Genomic DNA, 22,948 nt, shown 5'->3' with positions numbered 1-22,948 from the left:
TCGTATTCGGAGCTTGGATGGACGAAGCGGAGCCTTGACATAATCGACGGCTTCGGGACCTATGAATCCGAGGAAAAGGGTACCGAGAAAAAAACTGGCAATTGCATACATCGTGAATGGCTTGATGGCCCAGTTGATAAACAGCGTTAGACCAACAGGCCGAACCGCTTTACCAGCTTTTACCACCTCGTTAAAGTCGATTTTGACCATGATTGGGCACATCATAAAGAACCGGCAGACCGCGATCGGAATCGAAATCACCGGTGCGTAAGTGAGATACCAGCAACAATGCACAAGCCGACCCAAACGGTCAGGTAGCGTTCAAAGAATCCGATTCCCTTTTCGTTCCTCGGGCATGTGTCAGCTTGGTTCATTTTTGTATTTTCCATCACTCTCTCCTTTATCGTCTATCGCCGGTACACGATGAAACGGCTAAAAAAAAATCATAGTTTGGCGACGAATGCCTTCAATTGTTCGAGCCGTTTTGGATTGATGCCATAACAGACCTTTGGCCCGTCCACTTCGCCGTGGATCAATCCAGACTCTTTCAAGATTTTCAGATGCTGCGAAACCGTTGATTGGGCGAGCGGCAACTGATCCACGATCTCTCCACAAACACAAGCTTCGCGACCGATCAATAGCCGCACGATCTGGACTCGAGCCGGATGCGCGAGCGCCCAGGCCAAGCTGGCAAAATCCTCTGCCGTCGGATCCGGCTTTAGCTTCACCGGTGTTGAATCGCATCGTTTCATGATTACTTGCTTTCCCGTCGACCAAACCTATCGTTCATCTACGATAGACGATACCGGAATCGTTGGAGGCTGTCAATCACCGAAAATTGAATGAACGCCAAAATTCGGTGGACGCTCCGATTGTCGGATCCCTGTCGGATTCAAGGATGTCGTGAATCGCACCGCCTAACGACGCTTCCGCCGAGCATGCAAAACGTTAGAGCACATTGCCCATGACCATCAAATCCGAAAATGGAGCGGGAACCCGACCTAGGGCTCATCAACTTTCCATTCAGGGCAGCATCCCCCAGACTTTTTCAGATTTCGGGCTCGCTGGGCGTCTGCCTCTAACTCCGGCACCTCGCAGAAGCACTCATTCAAGCACTCATACAGTTTGCTTTGAAAAGATGATTTAGCGGGGGTTAAAGAGTAATAAGCCCAAAGCCCTGCCTTCCGCACATCAACCAAATTGGCCTTTCGCAAATAGGCCAAGTGCCTCGAAACAGCGGATTGCGGAAGTTGAAGCACCTCCACGAGATTCCCCACGCAGGTTTCCCCTTGGACAAGGAGATGCAGGATACGAAGCCGAGTCGTATCCGCGAATGCTCGAAACATGACATTGATGTCGGTGGCGATGTCGTCTTTTGGCATTTTGCCATTTTATCGATGAGAGCTTGACCCATTGCGTCTTGACGCTTTGGCTAAATTCGTGGCACTTCGATAGCCTACCAGCAAGTCGGCCCATTGTTCAAGGTCGATCGATTCTCGTTTCTTGCTTGGGGGTGCAAATGGAACATGCCATCTCCGGCGGCAGGATGCCGCCGATACCAAAGCAATGCCGGCCATCTACGCGGCGTCGAACGTCCGAACCGAGGCACGGTCATCGACCACCGTGCCATCTCGTATTTTCAAAATACGTTTTGCACGCTCCGCAGTACCGGGATCATGAGTGACCATCACAATCGTCTTTCCTTCTTGATTAAACTCATCGACGAAGCCGTGCCCGGCCATTCGGAGTCAAGTCACACATCGACTCGCCCTTTAAGTTGACTTTTCCCGAGGTTGGCGAGAGCATGCCGCCGAGCATCACCAACAAAGTACTCTTGCCACTGCCGCTTGGCCCGATCAAGGAAACAAAATCCCCCTCGGGAATATTCAAGGTCGCATTGTCCAATGCGACGACCGTCTGGCGACGCAGTTGATAAGTCTTCGTCACATTTTCCATACACAACATGATTCAAATCTCCTGAAATGACGTGACCGGGTCGAGCTTGGCGGCGCGCCGAGCGGGAAAAAAACTAGCAGCCAAAGTGATACCGACGGAAATGCCAACTGCCGATAAAGCCAGCACCGGCATCGGAAAAACAGGAACCCCGGCAAGTCGGGGGCCCAAGGTGATGGCCAACACCGTTCCAATCACGAATCCACCCACTCCGCCAGCCATCCCCAGCAGCAGGGCCTTGAGCAAAAAGACTCGCAGGATCAACGTTGACTCAGCCCCCAGCGACATCAGGGTGCCAATCTCGCGGCGACGCTCATGAACATTTGCCAGCATGTCGTTTGCGATCCCCGCTCCGCCAACAAAGACGATGATCAGAACGAAGATCAACGACAACTTCTCCATCATCCCGTTCACTTTTGCTTGAGTCGCAACGACCTGAGTTACCGTGACAACCTTTGCATCAGGCAACAACTTGTTCACATTTTCAACCAACCCCGTAGCGATCTCCTTGCAACATCCGACAATCTCGATGCAACTGACGACCGCCTCTTGGTTGGACATCTCTTGAACCGTGTGCAACAGGATGGGTGCTTATCGTTCTCGGTATCTATTTTTCACTCTCGAATGTCTTCGACATACACTTCACATTTGCATAGGAATCATCCGCGATGATACAGATCAATCGACGCAAAGCTTTCATGTCATTCGGAATGATCGGCGGCTCCATGTTCGCGGGCCGCAGCGATGCCGGTTTCGGCGCCGCGACAACACAATCCTCAGCAGCTTCGCTTTGGAACTACAAAAAACTCAATCCAGACGATGTAGCCGATCGCGCGTATCGCATTTACCCAGATGGCGGGTGTATGTACAGCGTTGTCGGAGGAGTCCTTGGAGCATTGGCGGATAAGGTTGATGAACCCTTCCGATCCTTCCCGATCGAGATGATGCGATATGGCGATGGCGGTATGGGAGGATGTGGTTCGCTATGCGGTGTAATCAATGGTGGATCAGCGGTGATTGGAATGTTTCACCATGAGAAGCCAAAGGAACAGCGAGAAGCCATGATTGCTGAACTGGTGGTCTGGTACGAGTCAACACCGCTGCCAAAATACGAACCAGAAAATCCGCGATGGGCAGACGACGCGCCGTCCAGTGTTGCGGGTTCCATCTTGTGCCACATTTCGACAAACCGATGGTTTGAGGCCAGCGGAAGGGAAGCGTTCAGCATGGAAAAGAAGGAACGCTGCCGACGACTTGCTGCCGATGGAGCAAACAAAGTTGTCCAATTGCTCAATCGCGACCTTGATGGAGTCCCGATATTGGGCGAGTTAACGCCGCAGGTTCAATCATGTATCAAATGCCACGGTAAAGAGGGTATGGGCAAGACCATGGTAAAAATGAGCTGCGGAAGCTGCCATCCGTTTGAAGGCGGTCATCCCTAGTGCGTCGACGATGTCGATTCCCATGAGATCGGCGAAACGAGACTCACTAACTTGACCGCTAGCTTGCGTCCTTTGCTATAATGAGGTCCCATAACGGTCTACGGAACCCCCATAACTTCCAGCGGCGGGTGTGTTCGCCCGCCTCAACGGACGCAGTAGACTCTCACCCTTTTTTTAGGAATCGCGAGACCAATGAAGACATCCATCCAATTTGCCTCCTGTTTATTTGCCGCTGTCGTCTTTCTCTCCATGACAGCGATGGTTCACGCCCAACAAAGGGGGACCGGACGCGCCCCGAGCGGTGACCGATCAACTGGAGACATCGAACTTGAGAAACCTCCCGTGCCATTGGATGAATTTGAGCAGACGGCTTTGAAAGTCCTCGGCGATATCCAGGCAAATCAAGCATTTCGCAACGTACCGGAAAATGACGGGCGGTTGCTGCGGATCATGGCCCAATCGATGGGCGCAAAGAACGTCGTCGAACTGGGAACGTCCACCGGCATCTCAGGAATATGGCTCGGCTTGGGATTGAAAGAGACAGGCGGACACCTGACGACCTACGAGATTGATTCGGACCGTGCAGCGAAGGCGCGTGAAAACTTCAAGCGAGCGGGATTGTCGGACGTGATCACCGTCGTCGAAGGGGACGCGCACGAGAAACTGAAGGACTTCACCGGTACCGTCGACATGGTGTTCTTGGACGCGGACAAGGAAGGCTACATCGATTACTTGAATACGTTGATGCCAATGTTACGACCGGGTGGATTGATATTGGCTCATAATATCAATCCTCGGATGGCTCATCCGCCGTTCATGGAGGCGATCACCACCGACCCGAATTTGGATACCGTGGTCCGCGGCGGTATGTCAATCACGTTAAAGAAAAAATAGAAGGACTGTCTTTTCTGCGATCGCATGACTATGATGGCGGGTGAGCCGATCCATAGCAGGGGAGGCCGCATTGAACCAAGTCCGGAAAACTACCATTTTAGAAACGGTAGGCGTTTACGTGGCCCAGGCTTTCAGCCTGGGTTTTGTTGGTCACCAGGCTAGAAGCCTAGGCCACAAGGTTTTGTTGGTTCCCAGGCTAGAAGCCTAGGCCACAAGGTTTTGATGGTCCCTGGCTAGAAGCTTGGCCACAGGTTTTGATGGTCCCAGGCTAGAAGCCTAGGCCACAAGGTTTTGTTGGTCCCTAGGCTAGAAGGCTAGGCCACAGGTTTTGATGGTCCCCAGGCTAGAAGCTTGGCCACAGGTTTTGTTGGTCCCCAGGCTAGAAGCCTAGGCCACAGGTTTTGATGGTCCCTAGGCTAGAAGCCTAGGCCACAAGGTTTTGATGGCCCCGGGCTAGAAGCTTGGCCACAGGTTTTGATGATCCCCAGGCTAGAAGCTTAGGCCACCTACCCTGCGGCTTCGTCACCTTACGCCCAGTCGGCATAAAGCTGTACCCTGCCCACCCCTCACCCACCTCCGATGCTCATGCTTCGCCAAAACCAACGTCAAAAGCATCTCTCTCAACGGTTCTCTGTTTCTGTTTTGTCCGTTGCCATGACGACCTTTCTGCTCGGTGGACTCGTTGGCTATCTCGCAGTCAAAAAAGTTAACTCGGCAGGTGGCGAGGTTTCAGCCAGCTCCCCTGCTGGTAAGGGACCACCACGTAGTCCGCAGGCCCAATTGGTTCGAGTCGGTGAGATCCAACGAGCATCGATCATGCCTGTGCGGACTTTGATCGGTGACCTGGTCGCGTTGCGCACCGCAACGATTGCGACCGAGGTGGCTGGGAAAGTGGTTGCCTTGCCGGTGGATGAAGGGACAAAGGTTGTCGGCGGCAAAACAGTGCTGGCGCGTATCGATGACACTTGGACAAAATTAGACGAGGCCAAGATTGAATCACAGATTGCCGAAAAAAAGGCCACCCAAGCCTTCGAAAAAGGTGAACTCCGCCGCTTCGAAGATATGTTCCGTCAAAATGCGGTTTCTTCCAGCGAAGTGGAACAGAAACGTTCGCTAATCGAAGAGCTCGAAGCGTCCTTGTCGCAGCTGCAGGTGTTGCTCAAAGAAGCCCAAGAACGCAATATGCGTCTCGAGTTAATCGCACCGTTCGACGGTAGCGTTGTCGCCAAACATTCCGAACTAGGGGAATACGTCTCGGTCGGCAGCCAGATTGTTGAGATCGTTTCATCGGGGCGAATCGATGCTCGGATTATGGTCCCCGAAGAATCGCTGCCACTGCTAAGCGTTGGCGATTCGGTCACTCTGATTGTCGATAGCTTGGGGATGGAACTTGAAGGGAAGGTTTTCTCGATCAATGCAAAAGGCTCGCTAGGCAGCCGCACCTTTCCTGTTCGCATCGCACTCGATGATCAAGACGGAAAACTGTTGCCAGGAATGGGAGTCAGTGTGTTCGTACCGGTGATGCGTGAATCGACCGAGCTAATCGTGCCCCGCGATGCGGTGTTGATCAAACCAGATGAGGCGACCCTTTGGATACTGCAGCCACAAGATAAAAACGGACCGCATGGAGAACCGCAGCCCGTGTGGTTGGCGCAGCCGGTGCCGGTCCGAGTCTTGTCGCAAACCCGCGAGTCCTACGCTATCGCTTGCCAACGCGAAACGGATGTTGAGCGGGTTGTACCAGGAGTCCAAGTGGTCACGGAGGGGCTAGAGCGATTAACCCCCGGCGCAATCGTTCGAGTTGATGAAGATCGTTCCCCGTTGAGTCCCGTGCCAGGAACGTACCGTACTGGCCAACAAATCGTCGACAAATAGCGAAACCTACCGATCATGGACCCAATCAAATTTTGTATTGAGAATCCGGTCAAGACCACCGTTGGTGTGATCTTGGTTCTCTTGTTCGGCGTCATCGCACTCTCACGCATCCCCGTGCAGTTGACCCCCGATGTTGATCGGCCCGTGATCACGGTTAGGACCAACTGGGATGGTCGTAGTCCTGAGGAGATTGAGAAGTCGATCATCCTTGAACAAGAGGAAAAGCTGAAGTCGGTTCAAGGCTTGTGGAAGATGACGTCACTCGCCAGCCTCGGTAGCGCACGAATCACGCTTGAGTTCAACGTCGGTGCTTCGCCGGACCGAATCCTTCAAGAAGTCTCTAATAAGATCGACGAAGTTCCAGAGTACCCCGAGGATGTCGATCGCCCAATCATCGATTTGGCCGATACCGCCGGTGACAACGCAATTGCCTACCTGCTGTTACAAGCCGAAGACCCCGATTTCGAGGTCGCGACCTTCTACGATCATGCCGATCGCTTCCTCATCCCAAGTCTCGAGCGGATCGAGGGTGTGGCGGAGATCGAAATTAAAGGGGGACGACAACATCAAGTTCAAATCCGATTTGATCCCGAAGCGTTGGCACGTCGCAGCATCACGATTTCGGAATTGAATGCTGCACTGCGGTTGGACAATGTCAACGCGACAGCCGGCGACTTGGCTGACAGTCGTCAAGATGTTCGCTTTCGTGTACTTGGTCAATACAACTCGCTGGAGCCACTTCGCGATACGATCATCAAGTATGACGAACTGGGCAGCCCGGTGCGTGTATCGGATGTCGCCCGCGTGGAGCTTGCCCTGGAGAAAACGATCCACTTTGACCAGTGCAAAGGGCGAACGTCGTTGACGATCTTCGTCAAACGAAAGACCGGCAGTAACGTGTTGGACATCATCGAAAATGTCAACCGAGTCGTGGAACAGATGAACGCCGAAGGCGGTGTCCTGCGAAGTTTCAAAAATGATCGGTATGGATTGCGTTTGCGGATGGCGTTCGACGATTCGCACTACATTTATAGCGCCATCGGCTTGGTCGAACAGAACCTGTGGATCGGCGGTGGGCTAGCAGTGCTTGTACTGCTGCTGTTTTTGCGGAGTATCCGATCGACGATGATTGTCGCTGTATCGATCCCGATTTCTGTCATTGGGACCTTCGTGGTCATGTGGTTCGCGGATCGAAACTTGAATGTCATCTCATTGGCAGGACTCAGCTTCGCCGTCGGGATGGTGGTCGACAACGCCATCGTGGTCCTCGAAAACATCGATCGGCATTTGCAACTGGGAGCAAGTCCTCGGCAAGCCGCCTACAATGGAACGAAAGAAGTTTGGGGAGCCATTCTGGCATCGACGCTAACAACGATCGCCGTTTTCGCACCGGTGCTAACGATTCAAGACGAAGCAGGCCAACTGTTCTACGATATCGTCTTGGCGATCTGTGCCGCCGTCACATTGTCGTTGGTGGTTTCGGTCGCCGTGATCCCGACCGCCGCAGCTCTATTTCTGCGTGCTCCGAAACACATCGCCACTAGTCTCGGCGACGCGGACCACAACAATTCTCGGAGAGAATCACCTACATGGCATGATTCGATCACCGCGTCGTTTGTTGGCCTCTTCGGTCTGGTCAAGATCTTCACTTGGTTTGGAAATAGGTGGACCTCGATGATCCATCTGTTGACCTTCCGCAGTCTTTCTAGTGCATGGCTAAGGCTGATGCTGATTGCAATCGTGACGCTAGGATCCATCGGACTTAGTATCGCACTGATGCCTCCCGCCAGCTACCTTCCGAATGGGAACAAGAACTTTACGTTCTGTCGCATGTCGACTCCAGCGGGTTATTCCGTAATGGAGAACTACTATGTTGGACAGCGGATCGAACAAGAACTCAAACCGTTTTGGAACGCAAAGAACTCGGAAGAAGCGTCTCAGTATGGACCGGTGATTGATCAACGAACCGGAACGGAGTATCACGATATCCCAGCGCTGAAGGAGTTTTTCTTTGTCGTCGCGCGAGGAAGCGTGTTCATGATCGGTATCAGCGATGACCCGGCAAACGTTGAACCGGTTGCGGCTATCTTTAACAAAGCGTTTAACGTGATCCCCGCCAGCAAGGGAGTGACATCACAAGCCTCGATATTCGGACGGGGCGCGGGCAGCTCGAACGCCGTCGATATCGAAGTCAGTAGCAATGACATGGTCCGCTTAAAAGCTGCCTGCACCTACCTGGAACAGCGGCTACAAGAAGCTTTCTCGAAGTTCTCCGTCCGCACGTCGCCTGAGAATTTCGACGAAGCGGGACCCGAGCGGCAGTTGCAGATTAAACAGGAGGTCGCAAAACGACTAAACATCAACGTCAGTGACTTGGCGATGTCAGCTCGGTCGATGATTGACGGGTCGTTCGTCGGTGACTTTGACTTCGAAGGCGATAACATCGATTTGGTATTGATCCGTGATCCCGCATCGGAAATTTTCCCCGAGCAGATTGCGGACTTGCCTGTTTCGGTACGAGAATCCGACGGCTCGGTTGTCATGGTGCCGCTAGGTCAGATCGCTGATTTCATACCAACCGAAGCCTCGCAAGAAATACGGCGGGTGGAGCAGCAACGAGCGATCGCTTTGACCGTGACGCCGCCCAACCATGTGGCTCTCGAAGAAGCTCAAGAGACGATCCTCGATGTCGTGGAACAGGCACGAGCCGAAGGCAAGATGGGGAACGATATTTTTGTCTCGTTGTCAGGCAATGCCGATCGTTTAACGGATGTTCGCGCAGCACTGATGGGACATTGGAACGGTTGGAATCGCGAGTCGCTCGGCAGCGTTGCATTAAGTCGATTTTTCCTGGCGTTGGTTATCACTTACCTCTTGATGGCGGCGCTCTTCGAGAATTTCCTCTATCCACTGGTAATCATGTTCACAGTGCCGCTTGCGACCGTCGGCGGCTTCGTCGGATTGTGGATGGTACACCGCGAGGACCCGACACAGCAACTCGACGTCTTAACGATGCTCGGCTTCGTGATTTTGATCGGCGTGGTGGTCAACAATGCTATCTTGATTGTGCATCAGGCGCTGAATTTCATGCGAGGTCACCACAGTGCTGCGGAGGGTGAGATCGCACCAATGTCAGCTCGCGACGCTATCTGCGAATCAGTTCGAACACGTATGCGCCCAATCTTCATGACGACTTTCACCAGTATTTTCGGGATGCTGCCGTTGGTGATCGCCCCTGGCTCCGGCAGCGAACTCTATCGCGGCCTCGGATCCGTCGTCGTCGGTGGTCTAGCGTTTGCCACCATCTTCACCTTGTTAGTGATCCCGTTGGTGTTCAGCTTGCTGATGGACATTTTGCCGAATCATCGCTCTGCAGAAAACCAACCCGTCAAGACCGAAGAGGCATTGCTAACCAAGCACTAATCCTTCAACTCGATTTGGTTTTAGGATTTGCCGGTTTGGCGTTTGCCACGCGACCGCTGAAAAATACGGGGCTAGCGCCCAAGCGACTATTCTGAATTCGGTTTCAACTGTGCATCGACGGACCATTTTCCAGCACCCACAATCAGCAGGTAGAGCGAACCGAGCAGCATCGAAAAATCGGTCCTGGCCGCGTGAGCGGCCTCCCAGAAACCTTCTTCGGCAAGCATTGGTAACTTGGTCGTCGCAATCGCGACGAGCATAATCGTGATCGTCGGCAGCACTGCGAAACGCGTTAACAAACCAAGCACAATGGCAATGCCACAAACGATCTCAAAGCTACCAACGAAATAACTCAGAGATTCTGGCTCAGGCAGCCCAATCTTCTCAAATCGACCAGCTCCCCGAGCGTCAGGAAATAGAAACTTCTGAAGACCTTCCGATAAGAATACGAATCCAACCATGAAGCGAATCAGAATCACCGATCGTTGAGCAGTCGTTTGGCTTGCTTTCTTAATAAAATTCATTTGATTCTCGAGATTCGAGGGGGTGCCGGGGCTGATAGAAAACCATGCTAAACCTCGGACGATAATTTCAATCCGGCTAGCGAGATGACTAGCAGCATTAAGAACAACAATCGCCAAAGCGATGTCGATTCACCTAAGAATACAATTCCGAAGACCGCTGTTCCGAGTGCTCCGATCCCCATCCACACCGGGTAGGCGGTCCCAATCGGGATCTGGCGAACAGCGAGCGATAGCAACAAGATACTGGCAATGTAGGCCAACACCGTCCAAACACTTGGCCAAAACCTGGTGAAGGCATCACTGTATTTCAAGCCAATTGCCCAGGCGATTTCCAGTAGTCCGGCCAGCAAAAGAATGAACCAAACGTTCATGACAACGCTCCCGAGGAAAGTTAGAAAAAAAGCGTCGTCTTGTCTTAACCGGGTACGGCGCGTCTCGTCCGGAACGTCATATACTCCTTTCAGTCTAGGCGCGTTGCCTAGCTCGCTCAAGTAGGCTAGTGCTTTGTCACAACGGAGAATGAGAGTAAGAATCTGTCGTGGCTGTGGCTTCCAGCCGCAGCCTATTCTGGGGCAAGATGCCCAAGCCACTCTTTTGCCAAGCCTAGAATCAAGCGGTGGCAAGGCAATGGGCAAAGAAAAGCGGTCCGACGACGGGTGACAACGATTCTTCCCCTCAAGTTGTAGGTGATGATTCGAAACTTCAAGGAAATATTCTGTTCCCATCGGCGCCCCTACACACCCCGCTCCGTGTCGGTAATTGTGACTGATCCAAAATTGATTTAGCCTGTTGGGGCACGTTAATCAACCAGCATATAACGCCCGTTAATGGACACGACGATATGAAAAATGCCATCCCAACCACGCTCTGGCCCTGGACGACGACAATAACAATCCTGGCCTGCCTTGCATTATCAAGCCCTACATCCCAGGCAGCAGAAGACGCGTCCCCGGAGAATTCCGAGTACACAGCCCACACCACGATCGATCCAGAAATCCCACTCGACCAATTAAAGGTGATGGTGAAGCCGCTGACAAAGCCCGAATTACAGGTCGAGTCGGATGCCTGGTTCAAGCTATTGCGCGCGAAGGCTCGCGAGGTCTCCTCGGTCCAAATGGGTGTGAAGAAGGCCAATGAAGCCTTGGGGGCCGACGATGATCAGGCCGCCAAGAAATCGCTGAAGGTCGCCAAAGTGATTACGAAAACGGTAACGGAGGCAGCCGCACTCGAGGAGAAGGCTGTCACCACTGCCGCCCAAGAAGAACTTGGAGTCGACAAGGATGCCGTCGAGGACCAAGGTGATTCGGATCCAGAGAATGCCGATACGGTTGACCAAGTTGCTGCCGATGAGTCCGACATACCGTCTGAAATCACGGATTCGGCAAGCGAACTCAAAGACAAGATGCTCACCAGTGTCCCCGTACTACAAGACCAGAAAACCGCCCTCAGCGATCGGTTGGAAGTCGTGCTCGATTCGCTCGAGGCCAAGGGTGGCGAGGTCGAAGAATACCGCACCTATGCAAAGGAGGTTTCGGGCATCGACCTTGACACCTCCGATGCCGCTTCCGCTTGGGCCGGGATTGTCGGCTGGATGACGTCCAAGGAAGGGGGCCAGCGACAGGCTTGGAATCTCGGACGCTTCGCCTTCATTCTGCTCATTACCTACCTGTTGGCGAAAATTATCGCGAGAATCGTCAATTGGCTGCTCGAACGGAAACTGAAACTCAGCCAGCTGGCGGAGAATTTGATCTCCAGCACGATCAAGAACCTCGTCATGTTGATCGGGTTTGCAATCGCCCTGACGGCTTTAGAAGTCGATATCACGCCAGTCTTAGCGGCCATCGGTGCCACGGGATTGGTGGTCGGCTTGGCCTTGCAGGGCACGCTCAGTAATTTTGCTAGCGGGCTGATGATTCTGATCAATCGACCATTTGATGTCGGCAATGTGGTCAACGCCGGTGGCATTACAGGAACGATTGCACAGATGAATCTGGTCTCCACCACCTTTCGCACATTCGACAATCAAACCATTCATGTTCCTAACAATGAAATTTGGAACAACGTGATCACCAACATTACCGCCAACCCCACTCGCCGCGTCGATATGGAGTTTGGCATCGGATACGATGATGACTTCGAACAAGCCGAAAACCTAATGAAAGAGGTCTTGGCCAACAACAAGCTGGTCCTTCGTGATCCTGAACCGGTTGTTGTGACCCATGAACTGGCCGACTCCTCGGTCAACATTGTCTGTCGTCCGTGGGTCAACACCAGTGACTGGTGGCAGGTCAAAACCGAAGTCACCCGAGCGATCAAACGCAAGTTTGACGAAGCCGGGATTTCATTCCCATACCCACAACAGGATGTGCACTACTACGGTGCCGGCCCGGCGTCTGCGACCGCAGCCAATTCCTGAGTCGAATCGGGAACGAAAACACGGTCATGCTCGGGAAGATCGAGCAGCGATAGCCGCTTTACGGCAATCGCTTGATTTCCACATTTCGGAATTCAACGGCATCCCCGTGGCCGGCAAAACCAAAGAATCCACTTTTGCGATCCTTGCCTGGGTGGGGTGTGTTTGCCATGAACTCAGTCACATCGGCAAGATCACCGTCAAGAATCACGGAGCCGTTCAGTTCGACTTTGATCTTGGTTCCCTGGACCGTCACCTCTTGGAAATTCCACTCCCCGGTAGGACGCAAATACCCGCGATGTGCTGGGATCATTCCATAGGCGGAACCGTGAGCTTGACGAGGATCAATTTTCGCATAGTTGGGATGCTCGGTATCGAGAACTTGCAATTCACACATCCCCGTATAGGCTGGATCGCCTGATCCGGGATAGCGGATTGCCAACCCATTATTCCCAGCGGGCGGCAACTTGAACTCGACCCTGGCGATGAAGTCAGCATATTCTTCCTCGGTATGCAAGACGCCACCGGTACCAGGTCTACAGCGGATCGCGCCGCCGACCACCTCGTAGTTTTCAACGTCTCCCTCCCAATCGCTTAAATCCTTCCCATTGAACAGCGATTGGAAACCCTCGCTGCGATGGGAACGCAGTATCTGATTGGCTTCCTCGCTATCAATCTCGCGGATTTTAATCTCGCGCCAGCGAATCTCACCACCGTGCGTCTGCAGTTGGATCGGGCCTTTGGGAACCAATGGCATTTTTCGGTCCCAGTAGTTTTCCATGGTTGCGTGATCGACAACGTGTTTGCCATTGAGCCAAACGCTCGTACGCGCTCCAACCTGCTGGATCCTAAACTCGTTCCACTCGCCAAAGGGGCGATCAGCGATCTGACTTGGATCTTTGCCCGCAGCACCGGGTGAGTTATTCCAGAGTCCACCCGATCCCTTGTCCTGTCCAGCGGAGAGTTTTTCGGCCTTGTGGTTCCAAATCTGCACTTGAGGATTCGACTTGAGATAGATCCCGCTATCGGCGGAAGGGATCGTCTTGTACTGGATCAACAATTCGAAGTCACCATAAACTTCATCGGATGTCAGAAAGACGCCGTGGCCATCGTTGATTAACTCACCGTCTTTCGCGGTCCAATGTGCGACAGCATCCTTTTGCCACTCATCCATCTTGATCGCCCGCTCCGCGTCCGGCATCGCCGAGAGCACTCGCGGGTCCATCGTCGCTTCGCCATGCCAATGGGTCAGATCATTGCCGAGGAAAATCGAACGAAACGGACTCTTGGCAACCATGTCCTCAGCGAATGCGGATGGTTGAAGTAACATGGCAAGCAGGAGAATCAAGAGTTCCAATCCGATCATTTGCTTCATGTTCAATTTCATCAAAATATCTTTCTTTCTTAAAACCATGAGCCGACGTAAAACGGAATTCATTCCGTTGACAAGGTGCTGCAATGACGAAAAACGATCCTATTCGGGTTTCTGCAATCCGTCTCCTACTCACATTGCTTCAACCCACTCTTTTTGTGCGCCACCGCTTTGCATCCGCTATCGTCCCAATGGATGCTATTTCGCGACGGTATCGTTATCTGAGGCCATAGGTTCATTGATCACTAACCTCACAAACAAAGATTTGGTTCCAGGTTTGCCCGTTCGCGGTTACCGGCCGGACATAAGCAATCCGTTTTCCATCGGGTGAAAACACGAATGCTTCAGGACGCGGCGGGTGGCGTAGGCTGCCAGCCCGGGAGTCCTTTGGTGACGGTACGCTGGGTGCTTGCCCCGCGTTGGATTGCTGCGTTAGCCGAACGGTTTCTCCGGTACTTGCATTGGTAACGCACACGTCTTGATCCATGGCGTGAGCGATCCACTGGCCGTCGCAGCTCCAAGTGAATGCCGAAGCGATGTCATTTGGGTTATCGGTGAGTTGCTTTGGCGAACCGCCGTTTGGTGAAACGGTCCAAAGTTGGACGATGCCCTGGTCATCCTTCATTAAGAAAGCGATCTGAGTGCCGTCGGGTGAACTTCGCAACCAATGCCGAACTCCTTGAATGCCTGGATGCTTGCGGTCCGAAGTAAAGGTTAGCCGTCTTTGTACAACGCCATCGGGCGGAGCCGGGCGAGTGGTAGCTGTTCCTTCCAAGGGGGCACCCTGTTCACGAGTTAGATCCTCTGGCAGGTCAACGATAAAGGCTTCGCTGACCGACTCACCCTCCGCCGTAACGACTTGTCCTTGAAAAGCGATCGCTCGATGTTGGCGTTTGCCATCGAGGCGAAGATAGCCGTCGAGGCCCACCCATCCGTCCTCAAAAGCACGGCTGATTTCATCGGACCCTGGTATCGGATGATTCGCGGTACGTGTGACTAGGACGGTGAAATGCGACCCGTCGTGGTTGCGAGCATGCCCACGCCCGACAACGACTGGACCTGCCGGCACGCTAATGCCGATACCACGCTGGTTCACGTCATGCGTGCCAGAATCTCCCAATGTCCAAAGTAGATGGTCCTCGTAGGTGAAGGCTATCCATTTGCCGTCAGGTGAAAAGGTATGCACATGGGATCCGCCACGCAGCGCTCCGGCGGTGAACGGAGGCGTCAGATCGCGGGCATCCAAAGTGATTGCTGTTTCCGGATCGTCCATTCGGACGATGACCCCTCGGCGATGACAAGCGTTGTAGGTCCAATCGGACGTTGGATTCTCGGGACCGTGGATGAAGACGATACGATCGTCGGTAGGTGAAGCGGTAACCACACCACAACAAGCATCCGCTTGCGATTGATAAAGAATCTCTACTCTACCGCTTTTCGTGTTGACTCGTTCAATGCGGGTACCGTTAAAGTCACTGCCGTCCGCAGTGCTTCGAATATCGTACACAATCCATTGCCCATCCGCCGACCATGTCCCGGCGTTTGTCAATAGATGTCCATAGGGGGCGTGCGTCAGTTGTCGCTCGACAGACGAATTCAATCAAGCCACCTCATCGATATTCATTTTTATCACACCTGGAATTCCATGGTGCGTCCATGTAAGGTAAACATCGGATACGACGCTCGCACCGTTCGGAGTAGATAGACGCGGTGGATAGACGCGAATTATTTGGGTGCGACATCCTCCACGCGAAACCAACCCGAGACAGTTTACACATGAACCAAGATCGACGCCAACTGCGAGGCATCGTGCCGCCATTGATCACGCCGCTTGCGCAGCGAGATGAACTCGACCTAGAAGGATTGGAAAGACTTCTTGATCGTGTCATCGATGCCGGCGTGGCTGGAATCTTCATTCTCGGAACCACTGGCGAGGCACCGAGTCTGAGTTACCGACTACGGCGTGAGATGATTCGGAAAACCTTGGGAATCGTGAACGGCCGTGTACCAGTGCTAGTCGGAGTGACGGACACCGCGTTTGTCGAATCGGTCGAACTAGCGAAAGACGCAGCGGATTGCGGTGCATCGGCCGCCGTTCTGACGACACCCTACTATTTCCCTGCCGGACAGACCGAGCTGACCGCCTATGTTCAGGAGATCGCTCCACGGATTCCGCTGCCGTTGATGCTCTACAACATGCCTGATCTGACAAAAGTCTGGTTTGAGATCGACACGCTCGGCAAACTGTCACGTATCGAATCGATTGTCGGCGTAAAAGACAGTAGTGGTGACCTTGGCTACTTTGCTCAGCTCTGCAAGTTGAAGCTGAAGCGTCCCGATTGGTCAATCCTGATCGGTCCCGAAGCTAAATTGGTCGAAGCTCATCGGCTTGGCGGTGACGGCGGCGTTTGCGGCGGTGCCAACGTGTTGCCCCAACTGTTCGTCGAGTGCCATCGAGCACTATGCAGTGGCGACGACCAGACCGTTGCAGAGAAGCAAGCTCAGATCCTTGTCTTCCAAAAGATATATGACATCGGGAAATACGCATCGCGTCACATCAAGGCGACCAAGTCCGCATTGTCACTACTTGGTATTTGTAGCGACCTGCCTGCAGATCCGTTTCATCGATTCCTAGATCCTCAACGCGAAAGCGTCGCGAAGATTTTGCGAAGTATGAACGTGCTAACCGAAACCGAATCTCGATCGCAAAGCCTATCGGATCTGTGCGACATTCACGAAAAAGGAACGCTCCGCGAATGAGGAAGGTTACTGAATTCGCGGTCCTTTCGAACATCACGCACGTTGGCTGTCCCCGCTTGGACGGTACCTATTCGGATTGTAGGGTATTCGGCCGCATGATTTCATCCAGCGACGCATTTCGAACTTGATAGACGTTTGCCCCCAATGAAGAGGGGGTGCCAAGAATGGCCCTCGATGCTTCGTCGTGAATTAGCAGCGATTCGACAACGTCGTTCCACTGTGTCGATCCGCTTTCCTGTGGATGCTCTTGAAGTTCGCTTAGCACATCACGGATCGATTCACTTGAGAGATCAAGCGACCGTTTGGCCAGTTCACTCTTGCCGTTGTAGTGATAGGCCAATGCTAATGGTGCATGTACCAGGTATCGGTCGGGCCAATGCGGGGCGGCCTCTGCATCGAGGAGCAAATTGATCGCTAAATCGAAATGATTGACGCGCAGCTCTGCCAACGCAGTAATGTATTGACACATCAACGGTGGCAGGATTTCGCGTGGTCGCCCGTCACCCGGTGGGCCCGGGGGCGGACCTTCGTACTGGCTCATTGGATCATCAAAGCCAAGCGGATCATCAAAGCCGGGTGGCGGCCCCGGCGGAGGCATTTCCAGCCAACTTTGCGCCAATTCAGCGAGGGCTTGCCCGTGCTTCGACGGATCGGCTTGATCGCTGACAACCAATCCACGCAGCATCGACCACTTGGGTTCGTCGGTATTCTGGAGTATGTCGTGCCGATACTGTTCCGTCAGTCGTGCGAATCCCTCATTGTGTCCGGTATAAAGAAACAGAGCAGGCACTCCCCACCACTGAGGATGAGATGTCGAAGCCCCGGTATCCAAGGCAATCAAGTAGTCTTTCGCGGCTTCCGGCCAGAGGTAAATCCGAGCATAAAGGTGGGCCCGTTGAACGCGTGGCAGGAAGAAGGTCGGTTGGATCGAAATGGCGTCGTCGTAGTCTCGCGCTGCTTCGCTCCACCGACCCGCGTCGGCGTGTGTCTGGCCGCTAGCGACCAAAACACTCGCCTGCGTCAAATTCGCCGCGAATGTCTCAAGTTCCTGTTGGGCCTTGATTGCCTTGGACATTTGCCACAAACTCGCCGCCGTCCCTGCGATCATCGTACAACCAACCAGAACAGCCGTAATGATGGCGACACGATGACGGCGTGCAAATTTTTGAAATTGGTAGACAGCGCTTGGCGGTCGCGCGACGATCGGTTCTCCACTCAGGTAATGGCGAACGTCATCCGCTAACGATGCTGCGGAGTCGTATCGCCGCGAGCGGTCTTTTTCGAGCGACTTCATGACGATCCAATCGAGATCGCCACGCAAGGTGGATGCCAAGCGATGCAAATCGACCCGACGCCGATCCGCGATCGTGGACAGCGCCTTGTCTTGCGTCGAAAGTCGTGTGCTTGGCCGTGGTGGTTCTTCTTCACGAATGATCCGGCGCATTTCATCCAGGCCTGCCGAGTCCATCCGTCCTCGGTCAAAAGGCGTTGTGCCAGCGAGTAATTCGTACAACAGTACACCGAGCGAATAAATATCGCTCCGCGTGTCGACGTCTAGCCCACTCATCTCCGCCTGTTCGGGGCTCATGTAAAGCGGTGTGCCGATCATCGAGTGAAAACGAGTGTAGACCGTTTTGTCGGTCAGCCTTTGTCCAATTGCCTTGGCGACGCCGAAGTCGATCACTTTCGCAACCGGTTTGCTGTCGTGTAGCGTGACCATCACGTTGGATGGCTTAATGTCGCGATGGATGACACCTTTTTGATGCGCATGGTGGACGGCCGAGCAAACGTCGATCATTAGCTTCAAACGTTCGCGGACATTCATTTGTTTTTTGTCGCAGAATTCCGTGATCGGAAGCCCCCGCACCAGTTCCATCACGAAGTACGGTCGATGGTCCGTTGTCACTCCGGCATCGAACACCTGCGCAATGTTGGGATGGTTCATCATCGCAACGGCTTGGCGTTCGCCCTCGAAACGAGCAATGATCTCTTTGGATGCCGCACCAGGCTTGACAATCTTTAATGCGACTCGTCGCCGAACCGGTTGCTCTTGCTCAGCAACAAAGACAAGACCAAAACCTCCCTCACCGATCTGTTCCATCAACTTGTAAGGACCGATCTGCATCCCGATGTGCTCGAGCGGCTGCTCAGCAAGCTCGCTGGGAATTGAGAATCGAGTCCGATCGCTGCCGATAGGATGATCCAACAGCACGGCCGGTCGTTCATGAGCTGCTAACAAAGCCTCGACCGACGCACGGAGCGTTGCATCGTCACCACAAGCGGAATCGAGATAGGCCAAACGATCGTCGAGGTTTTCCTCGTCGATGGCTTGTAGAAAGATCGCTCGTTCCGTCGGATTCGGCATCAAGTTGTCTCGACCTGTACGATTAAAAATGGATGCATACGTTCTTTCCATTCTACAGAACGATTATAGCAAGAGTCTGAAATCATCTTAAGGTGTCTTCGCCGCGGCGGTCGCGATGACAGATGTCACGCAAGTCATCCACAGCGATCGACAACGGGAAAGGCGCTTCACTCAGGGCGTTGAGGCCTACCATTTTCGACGTCGGCATCACCGCCTTCGGCATGGTCGGGGCCATGCGATGGCTGAAAGTTTTGAAGCTGTTCTTCTTGCTCGTCCGTCAGGATTGCGGCGAGCCGTTTGTCAACGTCGGCTTGCAGGGCGGCAAGTTGACGCTCTTGCCGGACACTCAGGTTGAGCGACTGCGTCAGGCGTTCCGGCAAGACTTGACCGGGTGTTGGCGGCGGACCTTCCGGTGCCCCCTCGGGCCGTGGTTGATTGGCAGCTTGCTGGTTGGCTTGTCCGAAGTTGTTATTTTGCAGAGGCGGACCACCGCGACCCAATTGATTGCCTTGACCTTGGTTTTGCAGAACCGCCATCAGTTCCGCCTTGGTCACGCTACCGTTGTGGTCTGAATCCGCTTGCGTAAACAATTGAATGATCATTTCCAGCGGCGGTCCCCCACGCCCCATCCCAGAGGCTCCACCGCGTCCCGGCGGCTGGGCAAACAATAGACTCGTGCTCAGTGCAATGCTAGCGAAGATGGAGAATTGAAAGACGCGATTCATGGCTCGGTTCCTAAGAGAGAGATAAGATTGGCAACCAGTGGTTTTCGATCCAACGAAAGTCGTCAAAACGTTTGTTTTTTCAGCTTGCCGAAAGTCTTGATACGTTCCGCCACGGTGTTAATGCGTCACCCGAGGATGGAAGGGGCCAAGCTTTACAGGCTATTTCCGCAAATAGTTGAAAAGCCAAGAAACTATCGGAAATCCCTCGTTTTCCTATGTTTTATGTGCAAGAGTTTGGGCAACAGGACCCGAAAAGTAGTCAGCCACGACTCCGTTTTCCGGTAGCGGAAAAGCGTCAAGTGTTTCGGCCAACACAACAATTAGCAAAGTACTAAAATGAACATTTCCAACTCGATCGCATCCTCTTCCAGCCAAGCTTCGGCGTTCTCTTCACGTCCTCAAGGTCCACCAAAAAACGAAGAGCATCTTGCATCGGCACTCAAGTCGATTGGCGTCGATGATTCGACAGCGGCCAATGTACTTGAGCAAGTGGACGAAGCGATCTCAGCACTCAAATCCGAGTCTTCCTCGGGGATGGCAAGCCGCCCAGCGCTGAAGACGGCGGTCAATGATGTGCTCGAAGCCAACGGCATCGATTCGGGAGAAGTCGAGGAAGCGATTCAAGCGGGCAGTGCCGCGAACTCGAGCGGTGTGTCGGTCGCGGGCGGCGTGTCAGGTGTGGATGGGCCGGCAGGTCCCGGCGGACCATCAGGCGGGGGACGCCCAAATGGACCACCGCCACCACGCAGAGAAGACGAAAGCGATACCAGCGCTGTGGAATCCGCTCTGCTCTCCAGTGGTTTGGAAGAGTCCTCAACCGATGAGCTGATCAGCCAAATGCTCGAAACCATCCAAGAGTTAACGGCGGATGCAGGCAGCGAAGTCTCCCAAGACAAACTTCGCTCCGCCTTGACCAGCCTGTTCGAGGAGAATGGCGTTAGCTTTAGTGAGTTCGAACAATCACTCGGTGAGCAACTCGGTGCTACGGGATCGTTCCTAGACCGTCTGGTGTAACCCTTCCTTTCCTGTTCATCCGCGAGCCCATCGGGCCGCGTGCCCGACATAGCAAACGCAAGTGCCCGTTGTCCCTAAGTCAGTTGCTCCTCAGCCGAGCTTTCCTCGCACGGCGTGGGCATAAGGAAACCTTCCGCAACTTCCTTCTAACCCACAATTTCTTCAGAAGAGCCTCTCATTTATCCAATGAATCAGTGTTCGGCTTTGTCAATAGCAGAGATGAGAAACGCGGGTCGCTCCTCCGCGAACTTCCGTAAAGACATTGGTTGATCCGCTGACGGCTTTTCAGGATCGATTGCCGCTTGAAAGTCCTCATAGGATGACAACTTTCGGGTATCGGCTTTGACGAGCGGATCGACGAGTTGTCGGTAACCCTCGACGACCGGGCCCAATTTCTCCCAGGCAACCGATTCGCTCGCGATTTGCTGAACGTATTGAAGATAACGCTTCTGCAATTCGGGCACCGCCAACAGGCGGCTTCGCAGCGGCATGCGATCATTCTTGATGTTGACCAGAGGGTCCGTGTCCACCTGGGCGCGAAGTGGTCTATCACCCAATCCGCCAATCAGGCTTCCGAAGAGGTCACCGATCAGGCCTGGCTTGTGATCGGGACCGCCCGGTCCGCTTGGTCCATCGCCGGGCCCCCTTCTACCACCAACGTCTCCTGGCCCAGGGCCACCTGGTCCGGGGCCGCCTGGTCCAGGGCCACCTGGCCCAGGGCCACCTGGTCTGGGGCCACCTGGTCCGGGACCACCTGGTCCGGGGCCTGACAACGCAAAGGCTTCATTCATGTCGTGCGGGAGGACGTGGAATCTTCCTTCGCTATCTCGGAAAAGATTGTAGTCACTCGCCCGTGTCCAATAGCCGTCGTTATTGGCTAGCGTGACGTCTAACGCGAGGAATTTAAGGGTTTCGTCAATATCAAGGATTGGCTCGAGTGCGGGCACGAGCTGTTCAGTCGGGGTTTGGTTCAAGGTCTTGCATAGCTGCACCAGGGCCGTCCAAGCTTTCTTGCCATCGTTCGACTTCATCTCAAACCGCTCCTTGTACGGTTCCAGATCATCGCCTAGATAACGCAGGCCACCATCCGCTTGCGGGTTGCCGCTGACCTTCCAACGTGTCCCTTTTGATCCGTTATAGTTTTCTTCCAAAAACTTTTTGTCGAATTGCTGAACATTGTTGTACAACCCCCAACTTTCACCATTGATGACGAGATGAACGAAGTTGGCTTTGGGAGCCGGGATGTATTGGCGAGCGATGTACGAATAAACGACACTGCTCATCATGGACGGATCACAATGGCAGTTCAGTAGGTTCAACGTTTTGTATCCGTCAATGTTTTGGTCGCCATGAATCATGTCCAGCGATATATTGACCGACCGCTTGCCACCACGCGGGACGTGGTCAAATGACGAAGCACCGCGAAAGTGAACTCCGACGTTCTCGTAGGTCTTTCCATCTAGGATCATGGTAGCCGGGACATCCACATCGGTGGAATAAAAATCTTCCAACTCGGATTCCCAGTCAGGATTGCCGAATTGCAAGAACACCGTTCGCAAGATGCTGGTGTCGTACAGCGAATGGTCCGGATAGGTATCCACATCGCTCACTGCCACCTTCGGTCCGGGCGTTCCCGGCAGCGTCGCTTCGCCATGGCCCGGTCCTTTGGGTCCACCGCCAAGGCCGGCTCTTCGGCCCTGATTGGACGCGATTGCTTTGCGGGCCAGCTGTCGTTCGTTCGCATCGAGCCAGCCGCTCTCGTCGGCATCATACTCCTCGACGATTTTTCGTTCCGTGCGATCTGGCCCACCCGGTCCGCCCAAACCAAACCGTTCGGCTCGTTTCGCATAGACGATCCCTGCAACGGCCACACCAACAATCAGTAGCGAAAGAAGTTTTTTTTTCATTTATCAAATTCTGGGTACGAATATCTGGGCACAAGGTTTCTGGCGGCTGTCAGCTCAGAACCTGTTATGCGTTAAACGTGCTTGGAGAGGGCCAATTTTTTTAACAAAAACGTAAGTTTTGCCTTGTCGTCCACGACGTTGTGCCGTCAGCTCGGCACATGAATCATCGGGGTTTTAAAATAGGCATGCAACATGGAAGTTGGCTTTGATCGTTCATTTTTTTACCGTCTGGTATTTTTCGCCCTCCGAAAAAAAATAATCGTGGCGGCGAGTTCAAAAAA

General features: G+C 53.6%; 18 protein-coding genes, 1 pseudogene and 1 riboswitch. Of the genes and pseudogenes, 7 read left to right on the top strand and 12 right to left on the bottom strand.

All coding sequences use genetic code 11. From position 1 onward, the window contains the following. Positions 1–24 precede the first annotated feature (24 nt). From Q31b_RS24265 to Q31b_RS24245, 5 genes and pseudogenes are all read right to left on the bottom strand, one after another. Positions 25–374, bottom strand: a pseudogene (locus Q31b_RS24265) (arsenic resistance protein); the annotation flags it as partial. 69 nt (positions 375–443) lie between these two features. Next, complete coding sequence (locus tag Q31b_RS24260; protein WP_231617820.1) at positions 444–752, bottom strand: ArsR/SmtB family transcription factor; 309 nt, start codon at positions 750–752, stop codon at positions 444–446. A 249-nt stretch (positions 753–1,001) separates the two neighbouring features. Further along, complete coding sequence (locus tag Q31b_RS24255) at positions 1,002–1,382, bottom strand: ArsR/SmtB family transcription factor (RefSeq protein ID WP_146602246.1); 381 nt, start codon at positions 1,380–1,382, stop codon at positions 1,002–1,004. A gap of 334 nt (positions 1,383–1,716) precedes the next feature. Continuing rightward, positions 1,717–1,965, bottom strand: coding sequence for an ATP-binding cassette domain-containing protein (locus Q31b_RS24250; RefSeq protein WP_146602245.1), 249 nt, complete (start codon positions 1,963–1,965; stop codon positions 1,717–1,719). A gap of 3 nt (positions 1,966–1,968) precedes the next feature. Next, positions 1,969–2,514, bottom strand: a complete 546-nt coding sequence (locus Q31b_RS24245) for an ABC transporter permease (protein WP_146602244.1) — start codon at positions 2,512–2,514, stop codon at positions 1,969–1,971. Positions 2,515–2,621: 107 nt separating this feature from the next. On the opposite strand from Q31b_RS24245, the gene Q31b_RS24240 reads away from it, so the two are divergent. The 4 genes from Q31b_RS24240 to Q31b_RS24225 all read left to right on the top strand — a co-directional run bounded on the left by Q31b_RS24240 (position 2,622) and on the right by Q31b_RS24225 (position 9,587). Beyond that, positions 2,622–3,395 carry a C-GCAxxG-C-C family (seleno)protein gene (locus tag Q31b_RS24240; RefSeq protein ID WP_146602243.1) on the top strand — a complete coding sequence of 258 codons (774 nt, stop codon included), beginning with the start codon at positions 2,622–2,624 and terminating at the stop codon, positions 3,393–3,395. A gap of 192 nt (positions 3,396–3,587) precedes the next feature. After that, on the top strand, positions 3,588–4,289 hold the full coding sequence (locus Q31b_RS24235; protein WP_146602242.1) for an O-methyltransferase: 702 nt from the start codon (positions 3,588–3,590) through the stop codon (positions 4,287–4,289). A gap of 585 nt (positions 4,290–4,874) precedes the next feature. Continuing rightward, entirely contained in the window at positions 4,875–6,164 is a 1,290-nt protein-coding gene (locus tag Q31b_RS24230) for an efflux RND transporter periplasmic adaptor subunit (protein ID WP_231617819.1), read from the top strand. Between the two features lie 15 nt (positions 6,165–6,179). Continuing rightward, on the top strand, positions 6,180–9,587 hold the full coding sequence (locus tag Q31b_RS24225; RefSeq protein ID WP_146602240.1) for an efflux RND transporter permease subunit: 3,408 nt from the start codon (positions 6,180–6,182) through the stop codon (positions 9,585–9,587). A gap of 86 nt (positions 9,588–9,673) precedes the next feature. Here the strand turns inward: Q31b_RS24225 and Q31b_RS24220 are convergent, their stop codons facing one another. Further along, positions 9,674–10,111: a DoxX family protein gene (locus tag Q31b_RS24220; RefSeq protein ID WP_197172245.1), complete on the bottom strand. Its 438-nt coding sequence runs from the start codon at positions 10,109–10,111 to the stop codon at positions 9,674–9,676. Positions 10,112–10,158: 47 nt separating this feature from the next. Next, a complete protein-coding gene (locus tag Q31b_RS24215; RefSeq protein WP_146602239.1) occupies positions 10,159–10,482 on the bottom strand; it encodes a DMT family transporter in 324 nt (107 codons plus the stop codon). A gap of 28 nt (positions 10,483–10,510) precedes the next feature. After that, positions 10,511–10,571, bottom strand: a riboswitch (guanidine-III (ykkC-III) riboswitch). 381 nt (positions 10,572–10,952) lie between these two features. Between Q31b_RS24215 and Q31b_RS24210 the strand changes: the two genes are divergently transcribed. Beyond that, positions 10,953–12,527, top strand: a complete 1,575-nt coding sequence (locus tag Q31b_RS24210; RefSeq protein ID WP_146602238.1) for a mechanosensitive ion channel family protein — start codon at positions 10,953–10,955, stop codon at positions 12,525–12,527. 58 nt (positions 12,528–12,585) lie between these two features. Here the strand turns inward: Q31b_RS24210 and Q31b_RS24205 are convergent, their stop codons facing one another. Together Q31b_RS24205 and Q31b_RS24200 are read right to left on the bottom strand one after the other, a co-directional pair. Further along, positions 12,586–13,911 (bottom strand): 3-keto-disaccharide hydrolase, encoded by a 1,326-nt coding sequence (locus Q31b_RS24205; protein ID WP_146602237.1) that lies wholly within the window; start codon positions 13,909–13,911, stop codon positions 12,586–12,588. A gap of 220 nt (positions 13,912–14,131) precedes the next feature. Further along, entirely contained in the window at positions 14,132–15,496 is a 1,365-nt protein-coding gene (locus Q31b_RS24200) for a DUF3748 domain-containing protein (RefSeq protein ID WP_197172241.1), read from the bottom strand. A gap of 176 nt (positions 15,497–15,672) precedes the next feature. Between Q31b_RS24200 and Q31b_RS24195 the strand changes: the two genes are divergently transcribed. Continuing rightward, the gene (locus Q31b_RS24195; RefSeq protein ID WP_146602236.1) at positions 15,673–16,656 is read left to right on the top strand and encodes a dihydrodipicolinate synthase family protein; all 984 of its coding nucleotides are present in this window, start codon (positions 15,673–15,675) and stop codon (positions 16,654–16,656) included. A 67-nt stretch (positions 16,657–16,723) separates the two neighbouring features. On the opposite strand, the gene Q31b_RS24190 is transcribed toward Q31b_RS24195, so the two are convergent. After that, complete coding sequence (locus Q31b_RS24190; RefSeq protein WP_146602235.1) at positions 16,724–19,021, bottom strand: serine/threonine protein kinase; 2,298 nt, start codon at positions 19,019–19,021, stop codon at positions 16,724–16,726. A 167-nt stretch (positions 19,022–19,188) separates the two neighbouring features. Further along, positions 19,189–19,746, bottom strand: coding sequence for an EF-hand domain-containing protein (locus Q31b_RS24185; RefSeq protein WP_146602234.1), 558 nt, complete (start codon positions 19,744–19,746; stop codon positions 19,189–19,191). 336 nt (positions 19,747–20,082) lie between these two features. On the opposite strand from Q31b_RS24185, the gene Q31b_RS24180 reads away from it, so the two are divergent. Next, the gene (locus Q31b_RS24180) at positions 20,083–20,760 is read left to right on the top strand and encodes a hypothetical protein (RefSeq protein ID WP_146602233.1); all 678 of its coding nucleotides are present in this window, start codon (positions 20,083–20,085) and stop codon (positions 20,758–20,760) included. 191 nt (positions 20,761–20,951) lie between these two features. On the opposite strand, the gene Q31b_RS24175 is transcribed toward Q31b_RS24180, so the two are convergent. Then, complete coding sequence (locus tag Q31b_RS24175) at positions 20,952–22,667, bottom strand: CotH kinase family protein (protein WP_146602232.1); 1,716 nt, start codon at positions 22,665–22,667, stop codon at positions 20,952–20,954. Between the last annotated feature and the right edge of the window lie 281 nt (positions 22,668–22,948).

Origin of the sequence: Novipirellula aureliae, assembly GCF_007860185.1 — a bacterium.
Classification (GTDB): domain Bacteria; phylum Planctomycetota; class Planctomycetia; order Pirellulales; family Pirellulaceae; genus Novipirellula_A; species Novipirellula_A aureliae.
This window is presented reverse-complemented; position numbering and strand designations above follow the sequence as displayed.

Coding starts and splice junctions, on each gene's coding strand:
- Q31b_RS24240 (WP_146602243.1), top strand. CDS start 2,622: ATGATACAGATCAATCGACGCAAAGCTTTCATGTCATTCGGAATGATC.
- Q31b_RS24195 (WP_146602236.1), top strand. CDS start 15,673: ATGAACCAAGATCGACGCCAACTGCGAGGCATCGTGCCGCCATTGATC.
- Q31b_RS24190 (WP_146602235.1), bottom strand. CDS start 19,021: ATGCCGAATCCGACGGAACGAGCGATCTTTCTACAAGCCATCGACGAG.
- Q31b_RS24235 (WP_146602242.1), top strand. CDS start 3,588: ATGAAGACATCCATCCAATTTGCCTCCTGTTTATTTGCCGCTGTCGTC.
- Q31b_RS24220 (WP_197172245.1), bottom strand. CDS start 10,111: ATGAATTTTATTAAGAAAGCAAGCCAAACGACTGCTCAACGATCGGTG.
- Q31b_RS24250 (WP_146602245.1), bottom strand. CDS start 1,965: ATGTTGTGTATGGAAAATGTGACGAAGACTTATCAACTGCGTCGCCAG.
- Q31b_RS24215 (WP_146602239.1), bottom strand. CDS start 10,482: ATGAACGTTTGGTTCATTCTTTTGCTGGCCGGACTACTGGAAATCGCC.
- Q31b_RS24175 (WP_146602232.1), bottom strand. CDS start 22,667: ATGAAAAAAAAACTTCTTTCGCTACTGATTGTTGGTGTGGCCGTTGCA.
- Q31b_RS24225 (WP_146602240.1), top strand. CDS start 6,180: ATGGACCCAATCAAATTTTGTATTGAGAATCCGGTCAAGACCACCGTT.
- Q31b_RS24255 (WP_146602246.1), bottom strand. CDS start 1,382: ATGCCAAAAGACGACATCGCCACCGACATCAATGTCATGTTTCGAGCA.
- Q31b_RS24180 (WP_146602233.1), top strand. CDS start 20,083: ATGAACATTTCCAACTCGATCGCATCCTCTTCCAGCCAAGCTTCGGCG.
- Q31b_RS24230 (WP_231617819.1), top strand. CDS start 4,875: ATGCTTCGCCAAAACCAACGTCAAAAGCATCTCTCTCAACGGTTCTCT.
- Q31b_RS24245 (WP_146602244.1), bottom strand. CDS start 2,514: ATGTCCAACCAAGAGGCGGTCGTCAGTTGCATCGAGATTGTCGGATGT.
- Q31b_RS24185 (WP_146602234.1), bottom strand. CDS start 19,746: ATGAATCGCGTCTTTCAATTCTCCATCTTCGCTAGCATTGCACTGAGC.
- Q31b_RS24210 (WP_146602238.1), top strand. CDS start 10,953: ATGAAAAATGCCATCCCAACCACGCTCTGGCCCTGGACGACGACAATA.
- Q31b_RS24260 (WP_231617820.1), bottom strand. CDS start 752: ATGAAACGATGCGATTCAACACCGGTGAAGCTAAAGCCGGATCCGACG.
- Q31b_RS24205 (WP_146602237.1), bottom strand. CDS start 13,911: ATGAAATTGAACATGAAGCAAATGATCGGATTGGAACTCTTGATTCTC.